Genomic DNA, 15,002 nt, shown 5'->3' on the forward strand with positions numbered 1-15,002 from the left:
CGGGACCTCCTCAGAGGACTTTGCGATGCAGGAGAGTGGAGATCGTGACGGCGACGACGAGGACGCCGCCGTAGAAGACCGACGAGACCCAGCCGGCCGCGCCGAGCAGTTGCAGGCCGAGGATCCCGGTGGCGAGGAAGTAGACGGCGAGCAGCGTGCCGAGCGGGTTGAACCGGCCGGGCTCGAGGATCGCGGTACCCAGGAAGGTGGCCGCGAAGATCGGCAGCAGGTAGGACTGCGAGACCGTGACGTCGAAGCCGCCGGTCGCCGCGGCCGCGAGCACCCCGCCGGTGCCGGCGATCAGCCCCGCGACGGTGAAGGCGCCGATCCTGATCCGGTGCACCCGGATCCCGGCCAGCCGGCTCACCTCGCGGTTGGCGCCGACGAAGCGCATCGTGCGCCCGAGCGGGGTGAAGGTCAGGACATAGGCGAAGCCGAGCATGAGGAGCAGGCCCTCGTAGAAGCTGACCGGCAGCCCGGCGATCGTGGAGAGCGCGATGTTGGCGAACTCGGGCGGCAGCCCGGAGATCGGGGTCAGGTTGGTGATCCAGAGGCCGAGGCCGAGCAGGAAGGTGCCCATGCCCAGGGTCACGACGATGGTGTTCACGCCCAGCCGTACGGTCAGCCAGCCGTTCACCAGGCCGACCAGCGTGGCGACGGCGATCGCGGCGAGGGCCGCGAGCCACACGTTCCAGTGCAGGTCGACGTGGAGCACCGCCACGAGCACCGCGGCGAAGCCGAAGTTGGACGCGACGGACATGTCGACGAACTCGCCGACGATGATCGTGCACAGCAGCGCGGCGGTGAGGAAGACCAGCGCCTGCTGCGATCCGAAGATGGTCTGGAAGGTGCCCGCCGTCAGGAACGTCTGGGGCACGAGCGCGGCGTAGAGGACGGCGAGGACCAGCCAGAACGCCAGCGCGGCGAAGCGGGAGCCGAGGGTGGAGCCGGTCATGTGACCTCCCGGGAGGGGTGCGCTCGGCGGAGAACGTAACCGCGGTGATCCGCCCCGGTCAACGGATCCTGCAACTTTGTCGTATACGAAATGAAACACCCTCGACACCTTGAGCGCCGTGCACGGTATCGCATACGATCCGCGCCGTAGCACCTCCGACCAGCGAGGAGTGCCCATGCCCGACCTCGACATCGCCATCGCCGGCGCCGGACCGGGCGGCCTGATGACCGCCCTCCGGCTGCACCAGCAGGGCCTGCGCCCCGTGATCTATGAAGCCGTCCCGGAGCTCAGGCCGCTGGGCGTCGGGATCGACGTCAAGGTGTACGCCACCAGGGAACTCGACGAGCTCGGCCTGCTCGAGGAGTTCCGCACGATCTCCGTCGACGCCCGCGAGTCGCTCTTCTTCAGCCGGCACGGCCAGGAGATCTACGCCGAGCTCTGCGGCGTGCACATGGGCTACCTCTACGAGCAGCGCTTCGTGCACCGCGGCTACTTCCAGATGTTCCTGTACGACAAGGTGATCGAGCGCCTCGGCGCGGACGTCGTGGTGCCGGGCACCCGCGTGCTGCGCTACGACCAGGACGACGCCGGCGTCACGCTGACCCTGCGGCACGCCGACGGGACGACCAGCGAGGCGCGGCACGACGTGTTCATCGCCGCCGACGGCATCAAGTCCGCCGCGCGCCGGCAGATGCACCCGGAGAGCGCCGATCCCACGTACTCCGGCATCACGATGTGGCGCGGCACGACCCTGATGAAGCCGTTCAAGACCGGCGGCACGATCCTGCACATCGGCGATCCCCGGCGGTCGAGCATGATCGTCTACCCGTTGCTGGACAACTTCGAGGGCACCGGACTCACCCTGGTCAACTGGGTGGTCGAGGCCACCCGTGAGGAGTCCGTGGAGGACTGGAACCAGCGCGGCACGGTCGACGAGATCCTGCCCTACTACGACGAGTGCGAGATCCCGTTCCTCGACGTGCGGCAGATGCTGCGCGACGCCCGCGAGGTCTACCTCTTCCCGCTCATCCGGCACGAGCCGCTCGACTCCTGGTGCGACGGGCGGGTCACCCTGCTCGGCGACGCCGCCCACGCCATGTACCCGCGCGGCGGCAACGGGGCCTGTCAGGCGCTCGTGGACGGCCGGGTGATCGCGGAGAAGCTGGCCACGATCGATGATCCGGTCGCGGCGCTGCGGGCGTACGAGGACGAGCGCCGCGAAGCCGTCAACCGGATCGTCATGTCGCACCGCGGCGAGGGCTACGAGGTCATCCGCCGGATGGTGGCCGAGCGCACGAACGGCGAGCGCTTCGACGACATCGAGCAGGTGCTGCCGCTCGCCGAGGCGGACGAGATCTTCAGCCGGTACCACCGGCTCGTCGGCCAGCCCCGCCCGGGCTGGGAGGACGGCCAGGCGACGGGCTTCCGGTCATGAGCGACTACCGGGACTTCCTCATCCCGGCGGACTCGCCCCGGCTGACCGAGGCGCGCGGGCTGGACCCGTGGACGTACGCGAAGCCGATCCGCGCCACGGCACGGGCGCAGGAGCTCATCGAGTTGTGGCAGGGCCTCTACCGGGAGCCGTTCCGGGGCATCACCACCGACGGCACCGTGCGGCCGGGGCTGTTCCCGATCGCCGACGAGGGCTTCGACGTACGCCCGGCCGTCGCCGCCGCCCGCGCCCTGCTGGACGTGCTCCCCGGCACCGCACGCGTGCGCTATCCGATCGACGCCCCTGAATGGCGCGACTGGTACAACCCCGAGTGGCCCATGAACGACCACGGCCTGCGCCTCGACCAGGCTTCCCCCGAGGCCCGCGACGCGGTCACGGCCCTGCTGCGGGCCTGCTTCAGCGACGACGGGTACGTGAAGACCACGCACGTGCGCGACGCCAACCTGTTCCTCGGCGAGCTGTACGACCTGCGCACGATCCTCAACGAGTGGAGCTACCACTTCCTGCTCTTCGGCGAGCCCAGCGAGACCGGGCCGTGGGGCTGGAACCTCTACGGGCACCACCTGGCGCTCAACGTGCTCGTGCTCGGCCCGCAGATCGTCGTCTCCCCCGTGTTCCTGGGCGCGGAGCCGAACGCTGTCGAGGGCCGCTACGAGCTGTTCCGCCGGGAGGCGCTGACCGCGATCGAGCTGATGCGTGGGCTCCCGTCCGCGGCGCAGGAACAGGCGCGGAGGACCACCGAGCGGTGGCACTTCGCCGACGAACGGCAGCTCGGGGGCGCGTACCGGGACAACCGCATCATCCCGTACGAGGGGGTCCGCGCGCGTTCCCTGACCGGCGCCCAGCAGAGCGGGCTGCGCGACGTCGTCGCGAGCTTCCTCGACCTGTTGCCGCGCCGGCCGTTCGAGGCACGGATGCGGCAGGTGGAAGCGGCCCTCGACGACACGTGGTTCAGCTGGATCGGACCCGCCGACGGCGTCTCGCCCTTCTACTATCGCGTGCAGAGCCCGGTGATCATGGTCGAGTTCGACAACCACACCGGCGTCTGGCTCACCAACACCGAGCCCGCGCGCTTCCACGTGCACACCATCGTGCGGACGCCCAACGGCAACGACTACGGCAAGGACCTGCTGCGACAGCACTACTCTTCTTCCCACCGGGAGCCGGCGTGATCGCGGAGATCCTGGCCGTGGAGGACCGCCGCCGGCGCGCGCTCATCGACGTCGACCTCGACACCCTCGACGAGCTCTTCGACGACAGCCTCGTGCACATCCACGCCCCGGGCGTGACGCACACCAAGGCGCAGCTGCTGGAGCACACCGCGACCCGCCGCGCCTATCTCGACATCGTGCGCGGCGAGCTGACCGTGCGCGTCTTCGGCGACGTCGCCGTGGTGACCGGCCCGATCACCAACCGGCTGCGCACCTCGTCCGGCGGGGAACGCACCCTCGCGGGTGTCGCGACCCAGGTGCTGCACCGCTCCCCCGGCGGCGGCTGGCGGTTCGTGAGCTTTCAGATGACCCCGTACGGCGAGCAGGCCTGGCCGTCGTTGCCCTCGGAGAAGGAGAGCGCATGAGGATCGCCCGGTTCCACACAGGCGACGGCATCATCCGGGTGGGCCTGGTCGGCGGCGACCGGGTGACCGAGGTGACCGGCGCGGGCGGTTCGGTGCGTGCGCTGCTGCCCCGGCTGTCGTCGGTGCGAGCCGACGGACCCTCGTACGATCTGGCCGATGTCGTCCTCGCGCCGCCGATCGACGACCCGCAGAAGTACCTGGCGATCGGCATGAACTACCGGGCGCACGCCGAGGAGGCCGCCAGGGCGGGCATCCCCACGCCGAAGCACCAGCTGTGGTTCAACAAGCAGGTGTCGTGCCTCGCCGGCCCGTACGACGACATCGTGCGGCCCGCCGTCTCCGAGCAACTCGACTACGAGGTCGAGCTCGGTGTGGTCATCGGCCGGCGGTGCCGGAACGTGCGGGCCGGGGACGCCCCCTCGGTCGTCGCCGGCTACCTGGTGGCGAACGACGTGTCCGTCCGCGACTGGCTCATGGCCCGTTCTCCCACCTTCACCCTGGGCAAGTCCTTCGACACCCACGGGCCGATCGGACCCTGGCTGACCACCGCCGACGAGATCCCCGACCCGCACCGGCTCGGCCTGCGCCTGACCGTCAACGGGGACCAGCGCCAGCAGGGCCGCACCGACGACATGATCCACGACATCTGGGCGCAGATCGCCGAGCTGACCACCGTCATGACGCTCATGCCGGGCGACATCCTGGCCACCGGCACCCCCTCGGGCATCGGCGCCCCGACCGGCACGTGGCTGCGCCCCGGCGACGTGGTCCGCGCCGAGATCGACGGCCTCGGCGCGCTCGAGAACAAGGTGGTGGCCGGGTGAGGCGCAGCATCCACGTCGCGGGCTTCGAGCACGCCAACCCGATCCCCGCCGCCAGCCGCATCGGCCCCTTCGTCTTCTCCGGCGCGATCACCGGCCGCGACCCGCACACCCGCGAGCTGCCCGCCGGCCTGGACGCCCAGTGCGCCCACGTCTTCCGGCACGTCCGCGCGATCATCGAGGCCGCGGGCGGCACGGTGGACGACATCGCCAAGCTGACCTTCTGGCTGCGCGACCACCACGACCGGGACGCCCTCAACCGGGAGTGGCTCGCCATGTTCCCCGACCCGGACAGCCGCCCCGCCCGCCACGCGGTGGCCGCCACCCTCGCCGGCGGCACCCTGATCCAGGCCGACTTCATCGCCGTGTGCGGCTACCCGGCCGCCGCCACCGAACAATGACCGAACAACGCCGCAGCGAATAATTTCCGCCCGGTGACGGCGCACCACCTGCCACGACGGATGTCGATGCAATTGATCTCCTCCCGTCCGGGTTGACGATCCTCGTGAATGTTGCCTAGTTTGGTCGAGTGCGGGGGATATTACGGGACGAGGCACCGGGATCACGACGATGCGGCACCCGGCGGAATGCGACGCCGGGTGCGCCGCGGATCGGCGGGCATTCCGCCGACGACATCGATGTCAGACGCTCGACACAGGCACAGCGCGGGCTCGATCACACGACGGGGACGACATTCCCAGCAATTTTTCAGGGATGACTCCCCGGGCCCGGCAATGACTGTCGGCAATTGTTTCCGAGTGGCGCGCTCCGGCATTCGACGCACCGTGTGAAGCGCACCGCGGGAATCGTGGACCCGGCCGCTCCGGGCCACTGCGGGCCATTGAATATTTCCATTGTCACACCACGGGGACGCGCATTCACCTGCACGTTCACGACGGCCTCGCGGGGCCGCACCGCGGATACCTGTCGATACCACGGGGGTGGAAGAAATGTCTCGTCCGCCGCAGGACGCCCAAGTCGCCCATGTCGCCCAAGCCACTCAGGACACCCGGACCGTCCGGGGCCTCCGGCCCGCCGGCGGCGGCCGGGGCGGGCCGGCACCTGCCGGCCCACGGACCCCGTCGCCGGCCCGGGCGCTGCTGGGCATCGAGCTGCGGGCGCTACGCCAGCGCCTCGGCCTCTCCCAGCGGCGGGTGGTGCGGATGCTGGGGCTCCGCGCCCACAGCAACCTGGCCGACTACGAGAGCGGCCGGCGCGTGCCGCCCAACGACATCCTGGTCGCCTGCGAGAAGATCTTCCAGGTGCCGCAGGGACATCTGGGCACCATCCGGGCCCGGATCCTGCGTGACGAGGCCGACCGCCAGAAGGAGGAGGCGCTCCGCCTGCTCCGGCAGAGCGCGCGATGACCGGCTACCCGCCGGCGCCGCGCACCGGCCCCGTCGAGGTCCACTTCGGACATCAGGTGCCCGATCCCTACCGGTGGCTCGAGGACGGCGCATCGGCCGCCACCACGTCCTGGTCGGCGCGCCAGGACGAGCTTTTCGCCGCGTACCGGGCGGCCGCGCCGGCGACCGCCGGGGTGCAAGACAGGCTCCGGCAGCTGGCCGGGCACGACTTCGTGAGCGCGCCCGCCTGGCGCGGAAACCGGCACTTCCTGGTGCGGCGCCCGGCCGGCCAGGAGCACGGCTCGCTGTGGGTGGCCGAGCCGGACGGGACGCAGCGGGTGCTGGTGGACCCGGCGGTGCTGGATCCGTCCGGGCGGACGACGCTCGACATCTGGCAGGCGTCGCCGGAGGGCGACCTGGTCGCGTACCAGCTGTCGGCGGGCGGCACCGAGGAGTCGCAGCTGCGCGTCCTGGCGGTGGACACCGGGAGGGTCGTCGACGGGCCGATCGACCGCACCCGGTACTCGATGCTCGCGTGGCTGCCGGACGGGACGGCGTTCTACTACGTGCGCAAGGTGCCGCCGGAGTGCGTACCGGACGGGGAGGCCGCCTTTCACCGCCGCGTCTTCCTGCACCGGATCGGGCGCCCGGCCGCCGAGGACGTCGAGATCTTCCCCGGGGCGCGGGGCCCGGAGCTGCCCGCCGGGACCGGGTACGCCCTCGACCTGAGCCGCGACGGCCGCTGGCTGGTGATCAGCGCCTCGGCAGGCCCCGCGCCCGTCAACCGGGTCTGGCTCGCCGATCTGACCGCGAGCCACCCCGGCGCCCCGGAGTTCGCCGAGGTCGAGCTGGGCGGCGCCGGCGTCGCCCAGCTCTCCGTCGGCCGCGACGGCCGGGGTTACGCGTTCACCACCGTCGGCGCCCCGCGCGGCCGGCTCTGCGTCTTCGACCCCCTGTCCCCCGGCCCCGCGTCCTGGCAGGAACTGATCGCGGAGCGGCCGGACGCGGTGCTGCGGACCTGGTCGGTCCTGGACGGGCCGGAACTCGGCGACCCGCTGCTGGTCGCCGGATGGGTCCGGCACACCGTCAGCGAGGTGACCGTGCACGACCTGCGCACCGGGAAGGCGCTCGGCGAGCTGGCGCTGCCGGGCAGCGGGGCGGTCGGCGGGCTCAGCGTCCGGCCCACCGGCGGGCACGAGGCCTGGTTCACGTACACGGACCACGTCACCCCGCCCGTCGTCCACCACTGGGACGCGCGGACGGACGAGCTGCGGGTCTGGGCCGCCCCCGGCGGGGTCGCGCGGCCGGCGGCGACGGCCGGCCGGGAGACCTGCCGCTCCGCCGACGGCACGGAGGTGGGGCTGCTCGTGGTGGCGCCGCCGGACTGCTCCGGGCCGCGACCGGTGCTGCTTCGCGGGTACGGCGGGTTCGGCGTCACCATCGGCCCGCACTACTCGCCCGAGGCGCTCGCGTGGGTGCGCGCGGGCGGCATCTACGTGCACGCGCAGGTGCGCGGCGGCGGGGAGGAGGGCGAGTCCTGGCACCGGGACGGCATGGGCACGCGCAAGCAGCACTCGTTCGACGACTTCCACGCCGTGGCCGAGCACCTGATCCGGACCGGCCGGACGACCCCCGGGCAGCTGGCCGTGGCGGGCTCGTCCAACGGTGGCCTGCTCGTCGGCGCCGCGCTCACCCAGCGCCCCGAGCTGTACGCCGCGGTCGTCTGCTCGGCGCCGCTGCTCGACATGGTCCGCTACGAGCACGGCGGGCTCGGCCGGCTGTGGACCGCCGAGTACGGCTCCGCCGCCGATCCCGGCCCGTTCGAGCACCTCCTGTCGTACTCGCCGTACCACCACGTCCGCGACGGCGTCCGCTATCCCGCGGTGCTGTTCACGGTGTCGGACAACGACACCCGCGTCGAGCCGTGGCACGCCCGCAAGATGTGTGCCGCGTTGCAGCACGCCGGCGCGGGAGACGGCCCGATCCTGCTGCGCCGCGATCCCCTCGGGCACGGCGCCCGGTCCCTGAGCAGCGCCATCGCCCTGCTCGCCGACGCACTGGTGTTCGCCGCCCGGCACACCGGAATGGACGTCGCGGCGTTGTGCTGAAGTGGTGTGAACCACGAAGGGACGGCACACGGCATGACACAGACGGCGTGGGACGCGCTGACGGCCCGCCGGTTGCGGCTGCTGGGCAGCTGGTGGCCGTGGCGGTGTGCGGGCTACCTGCTGTGCTCGCCGCTGGTGGCGTACGGCTGGTTGATGACCTGCCTTCCGCTCGGGCCGTGGGCCGGCATCCCGCTCGGCGCGCTCGAGCGCCGGCGGCTGTCGTGGGTGGAGGGCGGCCGGCAACCGTCGCCGCACACTCCGCCCGCGCGCCCCGGCCCGGGCGGGTGGCTCGCCGGGCGGCTGCGCGAGCGGGCGACCTGGCAGGAGCTCGGGTACGGCCTCCTGCTCCTGCCGCTGAGCGTCGTCGACTTCTTCGTGCCGTTCATGCTGCTCGCCATCCCGCTGACCCTGGTCCTCGCCCCGCTCACCGCCGGCCGGCGCGGCGACGGGGTGCAGGTGCTCGCCTGGCTGCGCCTCGACGCGGCCCACCTGCCCGGGGCCGTGCTCGCCCCGGTCCTGGGCCTGGTGCTGCTGGCCGCCGGGCTCTACCTGATCACCGCGGTCACCGCCGCCCGGGCGCTGGTGGTGCGCTCGCTGCTGGTCGGCGACCGGGAGGCGGCGCTGGGCAGCCGGGTGCGGGAGCTGACCGCGTCGCGGACCCGGGTGGTGGCCGGGTTCGAGTTCGAGCGGCGCCGGATCGAGCGGGACCTGCACGACGGCGCCCAGCAGCGGCTCACCTCCTTGCTGATGACCCTCGGCATGCTGCGGGTGCGCCTGCGCGACGGCGACCCGGACGCCCGCGCGCTGGTCGACAAGGCGCACGAGGAGGCCGCCCGGGCCCTGCGCGAACTGCGGGACCTGGTGCACGGCATCTATCCGGCGACGCTGCGCGAGCGGGGGCTGCCGGCGATGCTGGCCGAACTGGCCGACGACCATCCGCTGCCGGTCGAGCTGCGCGTGGACCTGCCCCGCCGGCCGTCCGCGGGAGTCGAGTCCACGCTGTGGTTCGCGATCGCCGAGGCGCTGTCCAACGTGGTCAAGCACAGCGGGCCGGCGGCAGCCTCGGTGTCGGTCGTGGCCGTCGGCGCCCGGATCGTCGCCGAGGTGCGCGACGACGGCGCGGGCGGGGCGGACCCGGCCGGCGGCGGGCTGGCCGGCATCGCCGACCGGGTGGAGGCGTACGGGGGCACGGTGCTGGTCCGCAGCCCGGCCGGGGGTCCTACGATCGTCACGATGGAGATTCCGTGCGCATCGTGATCGGCGAGGACTCGGTCCTGCTCCGGGAGGGCCTGGTGGCCCTGCTCAGCTCCGGCGGGCACGAGATCGTGGCGGTGGCCGGCGACCGCGACGCCCTGCTCGCGGCCATCCGGGAGCAGCGGCCGGATCTGTCGATCATCGACGTCCGCATGCCGCCGGACTTCAGCGACGAGGGGCTGCGGGTCGCCGTCCAGGTGCGGGCGGAGGATCCCGGCGCGCGGATCCTGGTGTTCAGCCAGCATGTCACCCACCAGTCGGCCACCGACCTGCTGTCCTCGGGCAGCGGCGGCGTGGGCTATCTGCTCAAGGAGCGGGTCGGGCACGTCGACGACTTCCTCGGCGCGATCGAGGAGGTCGCGGCGGGCGGCTCGGTCATCGACCCGGAGGTGGTGCGCCAGCTGCTCGGCCGGCGCCGCAACATCTCCCCGCTGGAGCGGCTGACCGAGCGGGAGACCGAGGTGCTCGCCCTCATGGCCCAGGGCCGGACCAACGCCGCGATCGCCGCCGCCCTGTCGATCAGCGAGGCGACCGTCCTCAAGCACGTCAACGGCATCTTCGCCAAGCTCGGCCTGGCCCGCAGCGACGTCGACCACCGACGGGTGCACGCCGTGCTGACCTACCTGCAGGGCTGAGCGCCGCGGCCTGACCTAGGTCGGCGCCCGGTCGGCATCCCCGGGTCCGGGCCGGGGCCGCCCGCAGACTGGGTGGCATGGGTGAACCGGTCATCTCGGTCGCGGGGCTGAGCAAGTCCTTCGGTGCCGCCCGGGCGCTCGCCGGCGTCACCCTGGAGGTGCCCGGCGGCACGGTGCTCGGCCTGCTCGGCCACAACGGCGCCGGCAAGTCGACCCTGATCGGCATCCTCAGCACGCTGCTCGCCCCGACCGCCGGCACGGCCCGGGTCGCCGGGCACGACGTCGTCGCCGGCGCGGCCGAGGTGCGCCGCCGGATCGGGCTGACCGGCCAGTACGCGGCCGTCGACGACCGGATCTCCGGCCACGACAACCTGGTGCTGATCGCCCGGCTGCTCGGCTTCCGGCGCCGCCCGGCAGCGGCGGTGGCCGACGAGCTGCTGGCCACGCTCGGGCTGGGCGAAGCGGGTCACCGCAAGGTGCGTACCTACTCCGGGGGGATGCGCCGCCGGCTGGACCTGGCCGCCGGCCTGGTCGGCGACCCCGAGGTGCTCTTCCTGGACGAGCCGACCACCGGCCTCGACCCCGAGAGCCGGCTGGCGCTGTGGGAGATCGTGGAGCAGCGGGTCGCCGGCGGGGCGACCGTGCTGCTCACCACCCAGTACCTCGACGAGGCCGACCGGCTGGCCGACCGGCTGGCCGTGCTCGACGACGGGCGCGTGGTGTTCGCCGGCCGGCCGGACGAGCTGAAGGCCCGCTACGGCCGGCGCGTCGCCGAGATCGCCACCTCCGGCCCGGCCGCGGCGCGGCACGTCCTGCTGACCCTGCGCGCCGCGGGACTGCCGGCCGAGCCCGCCGCTACCCGGCCGCGGACGGTGACCGTGCCGGTGGCCGACGGCAACGACCTGCTGCGGCTGCTGCGGCTGCTGGACGAGAACGGATGCGAGATGACCGGCACGACCGTGCACGACCCCACCCTCGACGACGTCTACCTCGCCTTCCAGCGGACCGCCCGGCCGGAGACGGCGTGACGGCCGTCGACCGGGCCGACGTCCCGGTGCGGACCGCCCCCGGCGCCCGCCGCGGCGCCCCGCTGATCGAGCAGCTCAGCGTGCTCAGTGGCCGGTCGCTGCGGCCCTACCTGCGGGAGCCGCAGCTGCTCATCTTCACCATGCTGCAGCCCCTGATCACGTTGCTGCTCTTCAGCCAGGTGTTCAGCGGCATCGCGGACACGCCGGGCTTCCCCGCCGGGGTGTCCTACGTCGACTACCTGCTCCCGTCGCTGCTCGTGACGACCGGGCTGAGCACCGGCATGCAGTCGGGCGTGCTGCTCATCGAGGACGCGCGCAACGGGCTCATGGCGCGCTTCCGGTCGCTGCCGATCAGCCCGCTCTCCGTCCTCGGCGCCCGCAGCGTGGCGGACACCGCCCGCGCCGCGCTCCAGCTCCCGATCATCATCGTGGCCGGGGCGCTGGTGTTCGGCTTCCGGCCCGCGGGGCTCGCCGGCACGCTGGGCGGGGTGCTGCTCACCGTGCTCGTCACGGGCAGCCTGACGTGGATCTTCCTGGCCGCCGCCGCGTGGCTGCGCAGCCCCGAGAAGATGCAGATGATCGTGACCCTGCTGATGTTCCCGCTGACGTTCGCCTCCAACGCGTACGTCCCGGTCACGAGCCTGCCGGGCTGGCTGCGCCCGATCTCCGCGGTCAACCCGCTGTCGTACGCCATGGACGCCGTCCGCTCCCTCATGCTGGGCCCGCCCGCCCCGGCCGCGATCGCCGGCGCCGTGGTCTCCTGCACGGTCGTCGCCGGCGCCGGCATGCTCCTCGCCGCCCGGGGCTTCCGCCGATGGTGACCAGGCACGAGGCCGAGCGCCGCAGCGAGCTGATCGACGTCCGCTCCTACCGGGTCGAACTGGACCTGACCGGGGACGCCGGGTTCACGTCCCGGACCACCGTCCGGTTCCGGTGCCGCACCCCCGGCGCGAGCTGCCGCATCGACCTCGACATCGCCGAGGTGCGCCACGCGGTGCTCAACGGCGGGCGGCTGGAGGCGGGCGAGGGCGGCATCGAGCTGCCGGACCTGGCGGCGGAGAACGAGCTGGTGGTCGACGCCGCCGGTCGCTGGTCGGCGTCGGGCCGCGGCCTGTCCCGGTTCGTGGACCCCGCCGACGACGCAGTGTACGTGCACACGCAGTGCCAGCCCGAGGGTGCGGCGCGGATCTTCGCCTGCTTCGACCAGCCCGACCTCAAGGCGCCGGTGGAGCTGCGTGTCGTCGCCCCGCCGGGGTGGACCGTTGCCGGCAACGCACCTGCGGCCGGGCCCGCCGTGGCGGGACTGCATCTGTTCGAGCCGAGCGCGCCGCTCCCGCCGTACCTCGTCGCGGTCGTGGCCGGACCCCTCGCCGCAGCCGGCGCCGTCTGGCGGGACGGTGACCACGACGTGCCGCTGAGGGTGTTGTCCCGGGCCTCGACGGCCGGGCAGGTCGACGCGGCGGAGCTGCTCGCCACGACGGCGCGGGGACTCGCCCACTTCCGGGACGTCTTCGCCACGCCCTACCCCTTCGCGAAGCTGGATCTGTGCCTGGTCGCGGAGCTGCCGGCCGCCGCCATGGAGAACGCCGCCTGCGTGACGATGGCCGAGTCCGTCGCCCGGGCCGGAGCCGCCGACCCGGCCGCCCGGCAGCGGCGCGCCGGGGTGCTGCTGCACGAGCTGGCCCACATGTGGTTCGGCGACCTGGTGACCATGCGCTGGTGGGACGACCTGTGGCTGAACGAGTCGTTCGCGGCGTGGGCGGCGGTGCACGCGCAGGCCGCGCTGGGCGATCCCGGGGCGTGGACCGCGTTCGCGCTCACCGAGAAGGCCTGGGCCTACGAGCAGGACCGGCTGCCGTCGACCCATCCGATCGTGGCGGACGTCGCCGACCGCGCCGGGGCGGAGCTGCGCTTCGACGGCATCACCTACGCCAAGGGCGCGGCCGTGCTGCGCCAGCTCGTGGCCTGGACCGGCGAGGACCGGTTCCGCGCCGGCCTGGCGGACTACCTGCGGCGGCACGCGTACGGCAACGCCGGCCTCGCCGACCTCCTCGGCGCGCTGGCCCGGGCCTCCGGCCGCGACCTCGCCTCCTGGGCGGACGAGTGGCTGCGCACCACCGGCGTCAGCGAGCTGCGCCCGGTGCTCACCCGCCGTGCGGACGGGCGGCTGGGCAGTGTCGCCGTGGAGCAGGGCGGCTCGCCGCGCCGGCACCGCGTGGCGGTCGGGGTGTACGACGACGACGGATCCGGCGCGCTTGTCCGCGTCGCCCGGGTGGAGGTGGACGTCGCCGGCCCGCGGACCGCTGTCCCGGCGCTGACCGGACGGCCGGCGGGCAAGCTGATCCTGGTCAACGACGACGACCTGGGCTATGCGGCGGCCCGGCTGGACCCCGGCTCGGTGGCCGTCCTGCGCACCCGCATCGGCGACGTCACGCCCGCGCTGCCCCGGGCGCTGTGCTGGTCGGCGGCGTGGGAGATGACCCGCGACGCCGGGCTGCGCGCCCGGGACTACCTCGGCATGACGCTCGGTGCGCTGGACGCCGAGACGGAACCGGCGATGCGGCACCGGCTGCTGCAGCGGGCGAACTCGGCGATCTGCCTCTACGTCGACCCGGATCACGCACCCGCCGCCTGGCGCCGGCTGACCGGCCGGCTGACGGAGCTGGCGGTCGCGGCCGCGCCGGGCGGGGAACGGCAGGCGGCGTACGTGCGCGCGCTGACCGCCGCCGTGCTGGACGAGGACGTGCTGCGTACCCTGCGGGCCTGCCTCGACGGCGCCGGCCCCTTCCCCGGTCTCGTCGTCGACGACGAGCTCCGCCGCCGGCTGGTGCACGCGCTCGTCGCCCACGGCACGGAGCTTCCCGAGGCGGAGCTGCGCCGCGATCCGGCGGCGCGGGCGGCGTGCCCGACGGCGGCGGCGAAGCGGTCGGCGTGGCGGGAGATCCTCGGCGACGGGCTGGGCCCGGCAGCCCGCGATCAGGTGATGGCCGGCTTCGCCCATCCCGCCCAGGTCGATCTGATCGCCGGCTACGCCCGGGAGTACGTCGCCGCCCTCGACCGGGTCGCCGGACGGTGGCCCGCCCCGCAGACGCACCACTTCGCCCTGCGGCTCTTCCCGCTGTGGGCGGTCTCCGGCGACACCGAGGCGGCCCTCCGGGAATGGCTGGAGCGGCAGGCGCCCGGCCCGCTGCGCACCGTGGTCGCCGACGGGCACGACGGCCTGTGCCGGGCGCTGGCCGCCCGCGCCGCCGACCGGGCCGGGGTCCCGGCAGCGGCACCCCGGGGGTAACGCTGGCACTACCCCCGGAACTCCTCTCCACGATGATGTCCGGAACGCCCTGTCCTGATGGACTTGGTCCATGCGTCCGGAACAGACATTCGTCCCGCAGACCGCCCCCGCGCCCGCCGGTGACCCGGCGATCTCCGTCCGCGGGCTGACCAAGACGTACGGGTCGGGGGCCGCCGCGGTCACCGCGCTCGACGACGTGTCGGCCGACTTCGGCCGCGGGCAGTTCACGGCCATCATGGGCCCCTCGGGCTCGGGCAAGTCGACCTTCCTGCAGTGCGTCGCCGGCCTCGACCGGCCCACCGCCGGTCAGGTGACGATCGCCGGCGCCGACCTGACCCGGATGTCGGAGCGGCAGCTGACGGCGCTGCGCCGCGACCGGCTCGGCTTCGTCTTCCAGGCCTTCAACCTCATCCCGACGCTGAGCGCCGAGGAGAACATCACGCTCGCCGAGCGGCTCGGCGGGCGCCGGGCCGACCGGGAGTGGCTGGCGCACCTGGTCGATTCGCTGCACCTGGGCGACCGCCTGACCCACCGGCC

14 protein-coding genes are annotated in these 15,002 nt (G+C 73.5%); 13 read left to right on the plus strand and 1 reads right to left on the minus strand.

The genetic code is table 11. The annotated features are described in order from the left end of the window. Positions 1–10: 10 nt before the first annotated feature. The gene (locus tag RBH18_RS12550; RefSeq protein WP_306207101.1) at positions 11–955 is read right to left on the minus strand and encodes an ABC transporter permease; all 945 of its coding nucleotides are present in this window, start codon (positions 953–955) and stop codon (positions 11–13) included. A gap of 175 nt (positions 956–1,130) precedes the next feature. On the opposite strand from RBH18_RS12550, the gene RBH18_RS12555 reads away from it, so the two are divergent. The 13 genes from RBH18_RS12555 to RBH18_RS12615 all read left to right on the plus strand — a co-directional run. Next, positions 1,131–2,390, plus strand: a complete 1,260-nt coding sequence (locus tag RBH18_RS12555; RefSeq protein ID WP_306207103.1) for an FAD-dependent monooxygenase — start codon at positions 1,131–1,133, stop codon at positions 2,388–2,390. Then, positions 2,387–3,580 (plus strand): DUF3500 domain-containing protein, encoded by a 1,194-nt coding sequence (locus RBH18_RS12560; RefSeq protein WP_306207105.1) that lies wholly within the window; start codon positions 2,387–2,389, stop codon positions 3,578–3,580. The genes RBH18_RS12555 and RBH18_RS12560 overlap by 4 nt, the downstream gene beginning before the upstream one ends. Continuing rightward, complete coding sequence (locus tag RBH18_RS12565) at positions 3,577–3,984, plus strand: YybH family protein (RefSeq protein ID WP_306207107.1); 408 nt, start codon at positions 3,577–3,579, stop codon at positions 3,982–3,984. Before RBH18_RS12560 ends, RBH18_RS12565 begins: the two co-directional genes overlap by 4 nt. Continuing rightward, a complete protein-coding gene (locus tag RBH18_RS12570; protein ID WP_306207109.1) occupies positions 3,981–4,808 on the plus strand; it encodes a fumarylacetoacetate hydrolase family protein in 828 nt (275 codons plus the stop codon). Before RBH18_RS12565 ends, RBH18_RS12570 begins: the two co-directional genes overlap by 4 nt. After that, complete coding sequence (locus RBH18_RS12575; RefSeq protein ID WP_306207111.1) at positions 4,805–5,206, plus strand: RidA family protein; 402 nt, start codon at positions 4,805–4,807, stop codon at positions 5,204–5,206. The genes RBH18_RS12570 and RBH18_RS12575 overlap by 4 nt, the downstream gene beginning before the upstream one ends. Before the next feature lie 549 nt (positions 5,207–5,755). Next, on the plus strand, positions 5,756–6,172 hold the full coding sequence (locus RBH18_RS12580) for a helix-turn-helix domain-containing protein (protein ID WP_306207113.1): 417 nt from the start codon (positions 5,756–5,758) through the stop codon (positions 6,170–6,172). After that, positions 6,169–8,259, plus strand: coding sequence for a prolyl oligopeptidase family serine peptidase (locus tag RBH18_RS12585; RefSeq protein WP_306207115.1), 2,091 nt, complete (start codon positions 6,169–6,171; stop codon positions 8,257–8,259). The genes RBH18_RS12580 and RBH18_RS12585 overlap by 4 nt, the downstream gene beginning before the upstream one ends. A 33-nt stretch (positions 8,260–8,292) precedes the next feature. After that, a complete protein-coding gene (locus tag RBH18_RS12590; protein WP_306207117.1) occupies positions 8,293–9,516 on the plus strand; it encodes a sensor histidine kinase in 1,224 nt (407 codons plus the stop codon). Next, the gene (locus RBH18_RS12595) at positions 9,504–10,148 is read left to right on the plus strand and encodes a response regulator transcription factor (RefSeq protein ID WP_306207119.1); all 645 of its coding nucleotides are present in this window, start codon (positions 9,504–9,506) and stop codon (positions 10,146–10,148) included. The genes RBH18_RS12590 and RBH18_RS12595 overlap by 13 nt, the downstream gene beginning before the upstream one ends. Positions 10,149–10,225: 77 nt before the next feature. Further along, complete coding sequence (locus RBH18_RS12600; RefSeq protein ID WP_306207121.1) at positions 10,226–11,176, plus strand: ABC transporter ATP-binding protein; 951 nt, start codon at positions 10,226–10,228, stop codon at positions 11,174–11,176. Continuing rightward, positions 11,173–11,997 carry an ABC transporter permease gene (locus RBH18_RS12605; RefSeq protein ID WP_306207124.1) on the plus strand — a complete coding sequence of 275 codons (825 nt, stop codon included), beginning with the start codon at positions 11,173–11,175 and terminating at the stop codon, positions 11,995–11,997. Before RBH18_RS12600 ends, RBH18_RS12605 begins: the two co-directional genes overlap by 4 nt. After that, complete coding sequence (gene pepN / locus RBH18_RS12610; protein ID WP_306207126.1) at positions 11,991–14,465, plus strand: aminopeptidase N; 2,475 nt, start codon at positions 11,991–11,993, stop codon at positions 14,463–14,465. Before RBH18_RS12605 ends, pepN begins: the two co-directional genes overlap by 7 nt. 70 nt (positions 14,466–14,535) lie before the next feature. After that, the coding region (locus RBH18_RS12615) for an ABC transporter ATP-binding protein (RefSeq protein WP_306207128.1) at positions 14,536–15,002 on the plus strand (467 nt) is incomplete at its 3' end.

Source organism: Actinoplanes oryzae (genome assembly GCF_030757795.1).
Classification (GTDB): domain Bacteria; phylum Actinomycetota; class Actinomycetes; order Mycobacteriales; family Micromonosporaceae; genus Actinoplanes.

Excerpts from the sequence above, each read along its gene's own strand:
- RBH18_RS12555 (WP_306207103.1), top strand. The coding sequence starts at position 1,131 with ATGCCCGACCTCGACATCGCCATCGCCGGCGCCGGACCGGGCGGCCTG.
- RBH18_RS12590 (WP_306207117.1), top strand. The coding sequence starts at position 8,293 with ATGACACAGACGGCGTGGGACGCGCTGACGGCCCGCCGGTTGCGGCTG.
- RBH18_RS12600 (WP_306207121.1), top strand. The coding sequence starts at position 10,226 with ATGGGTGAACCGGTCATCTCGGTCGCGGGGCTGAGCAAGTCCTTCGGT.
- RBH18_RS12580 (WP_306207113.1), top strand. The coding sequence starts at position 5,756 with ATGTCTCGTCCGCCGCAGGACGCCCAAGTCGCCCATGTCGCCCAAGCC.
- RBH18_RS12550 (WP_306207101.1), bottom strand. The coding sequence starts at position 955 with ATGACCGGCTCCACCCTCGGCTCCCGCTTCGCCGCGCTGGCGTTCTGG.
- RBH18_RS12585 (WP_306207115.1), top strand. The coding sequence starts at position 6,169 with ATGACCGGCTACCCGCCGGCGCCGCGCACCGGCCCCGTCGAGGTCCAC.
- RBH18_RS12570 (WP_306207109.1), top strand. The coding sequence starts at position 3,981 with ATGAGGATCGCCCGGTTCCACACAGGCGACGGCATCATCCGGGTGGGC.
- pepN (WP_306207126.1), top strand. The coding sequence starts at position 11,991 with ATGGTGACCAGGCACGAGGCCGAGCGCCGCAGCGAGCTGATCGACGTC.
- RBH18_RS12560 (WP_306207105.1), top strand. The coding sequence starts at position 2,387 with ATGAGCGACTACCGGGACTTCCTCATCCCGGCGGACTCGCCCCGGCTG.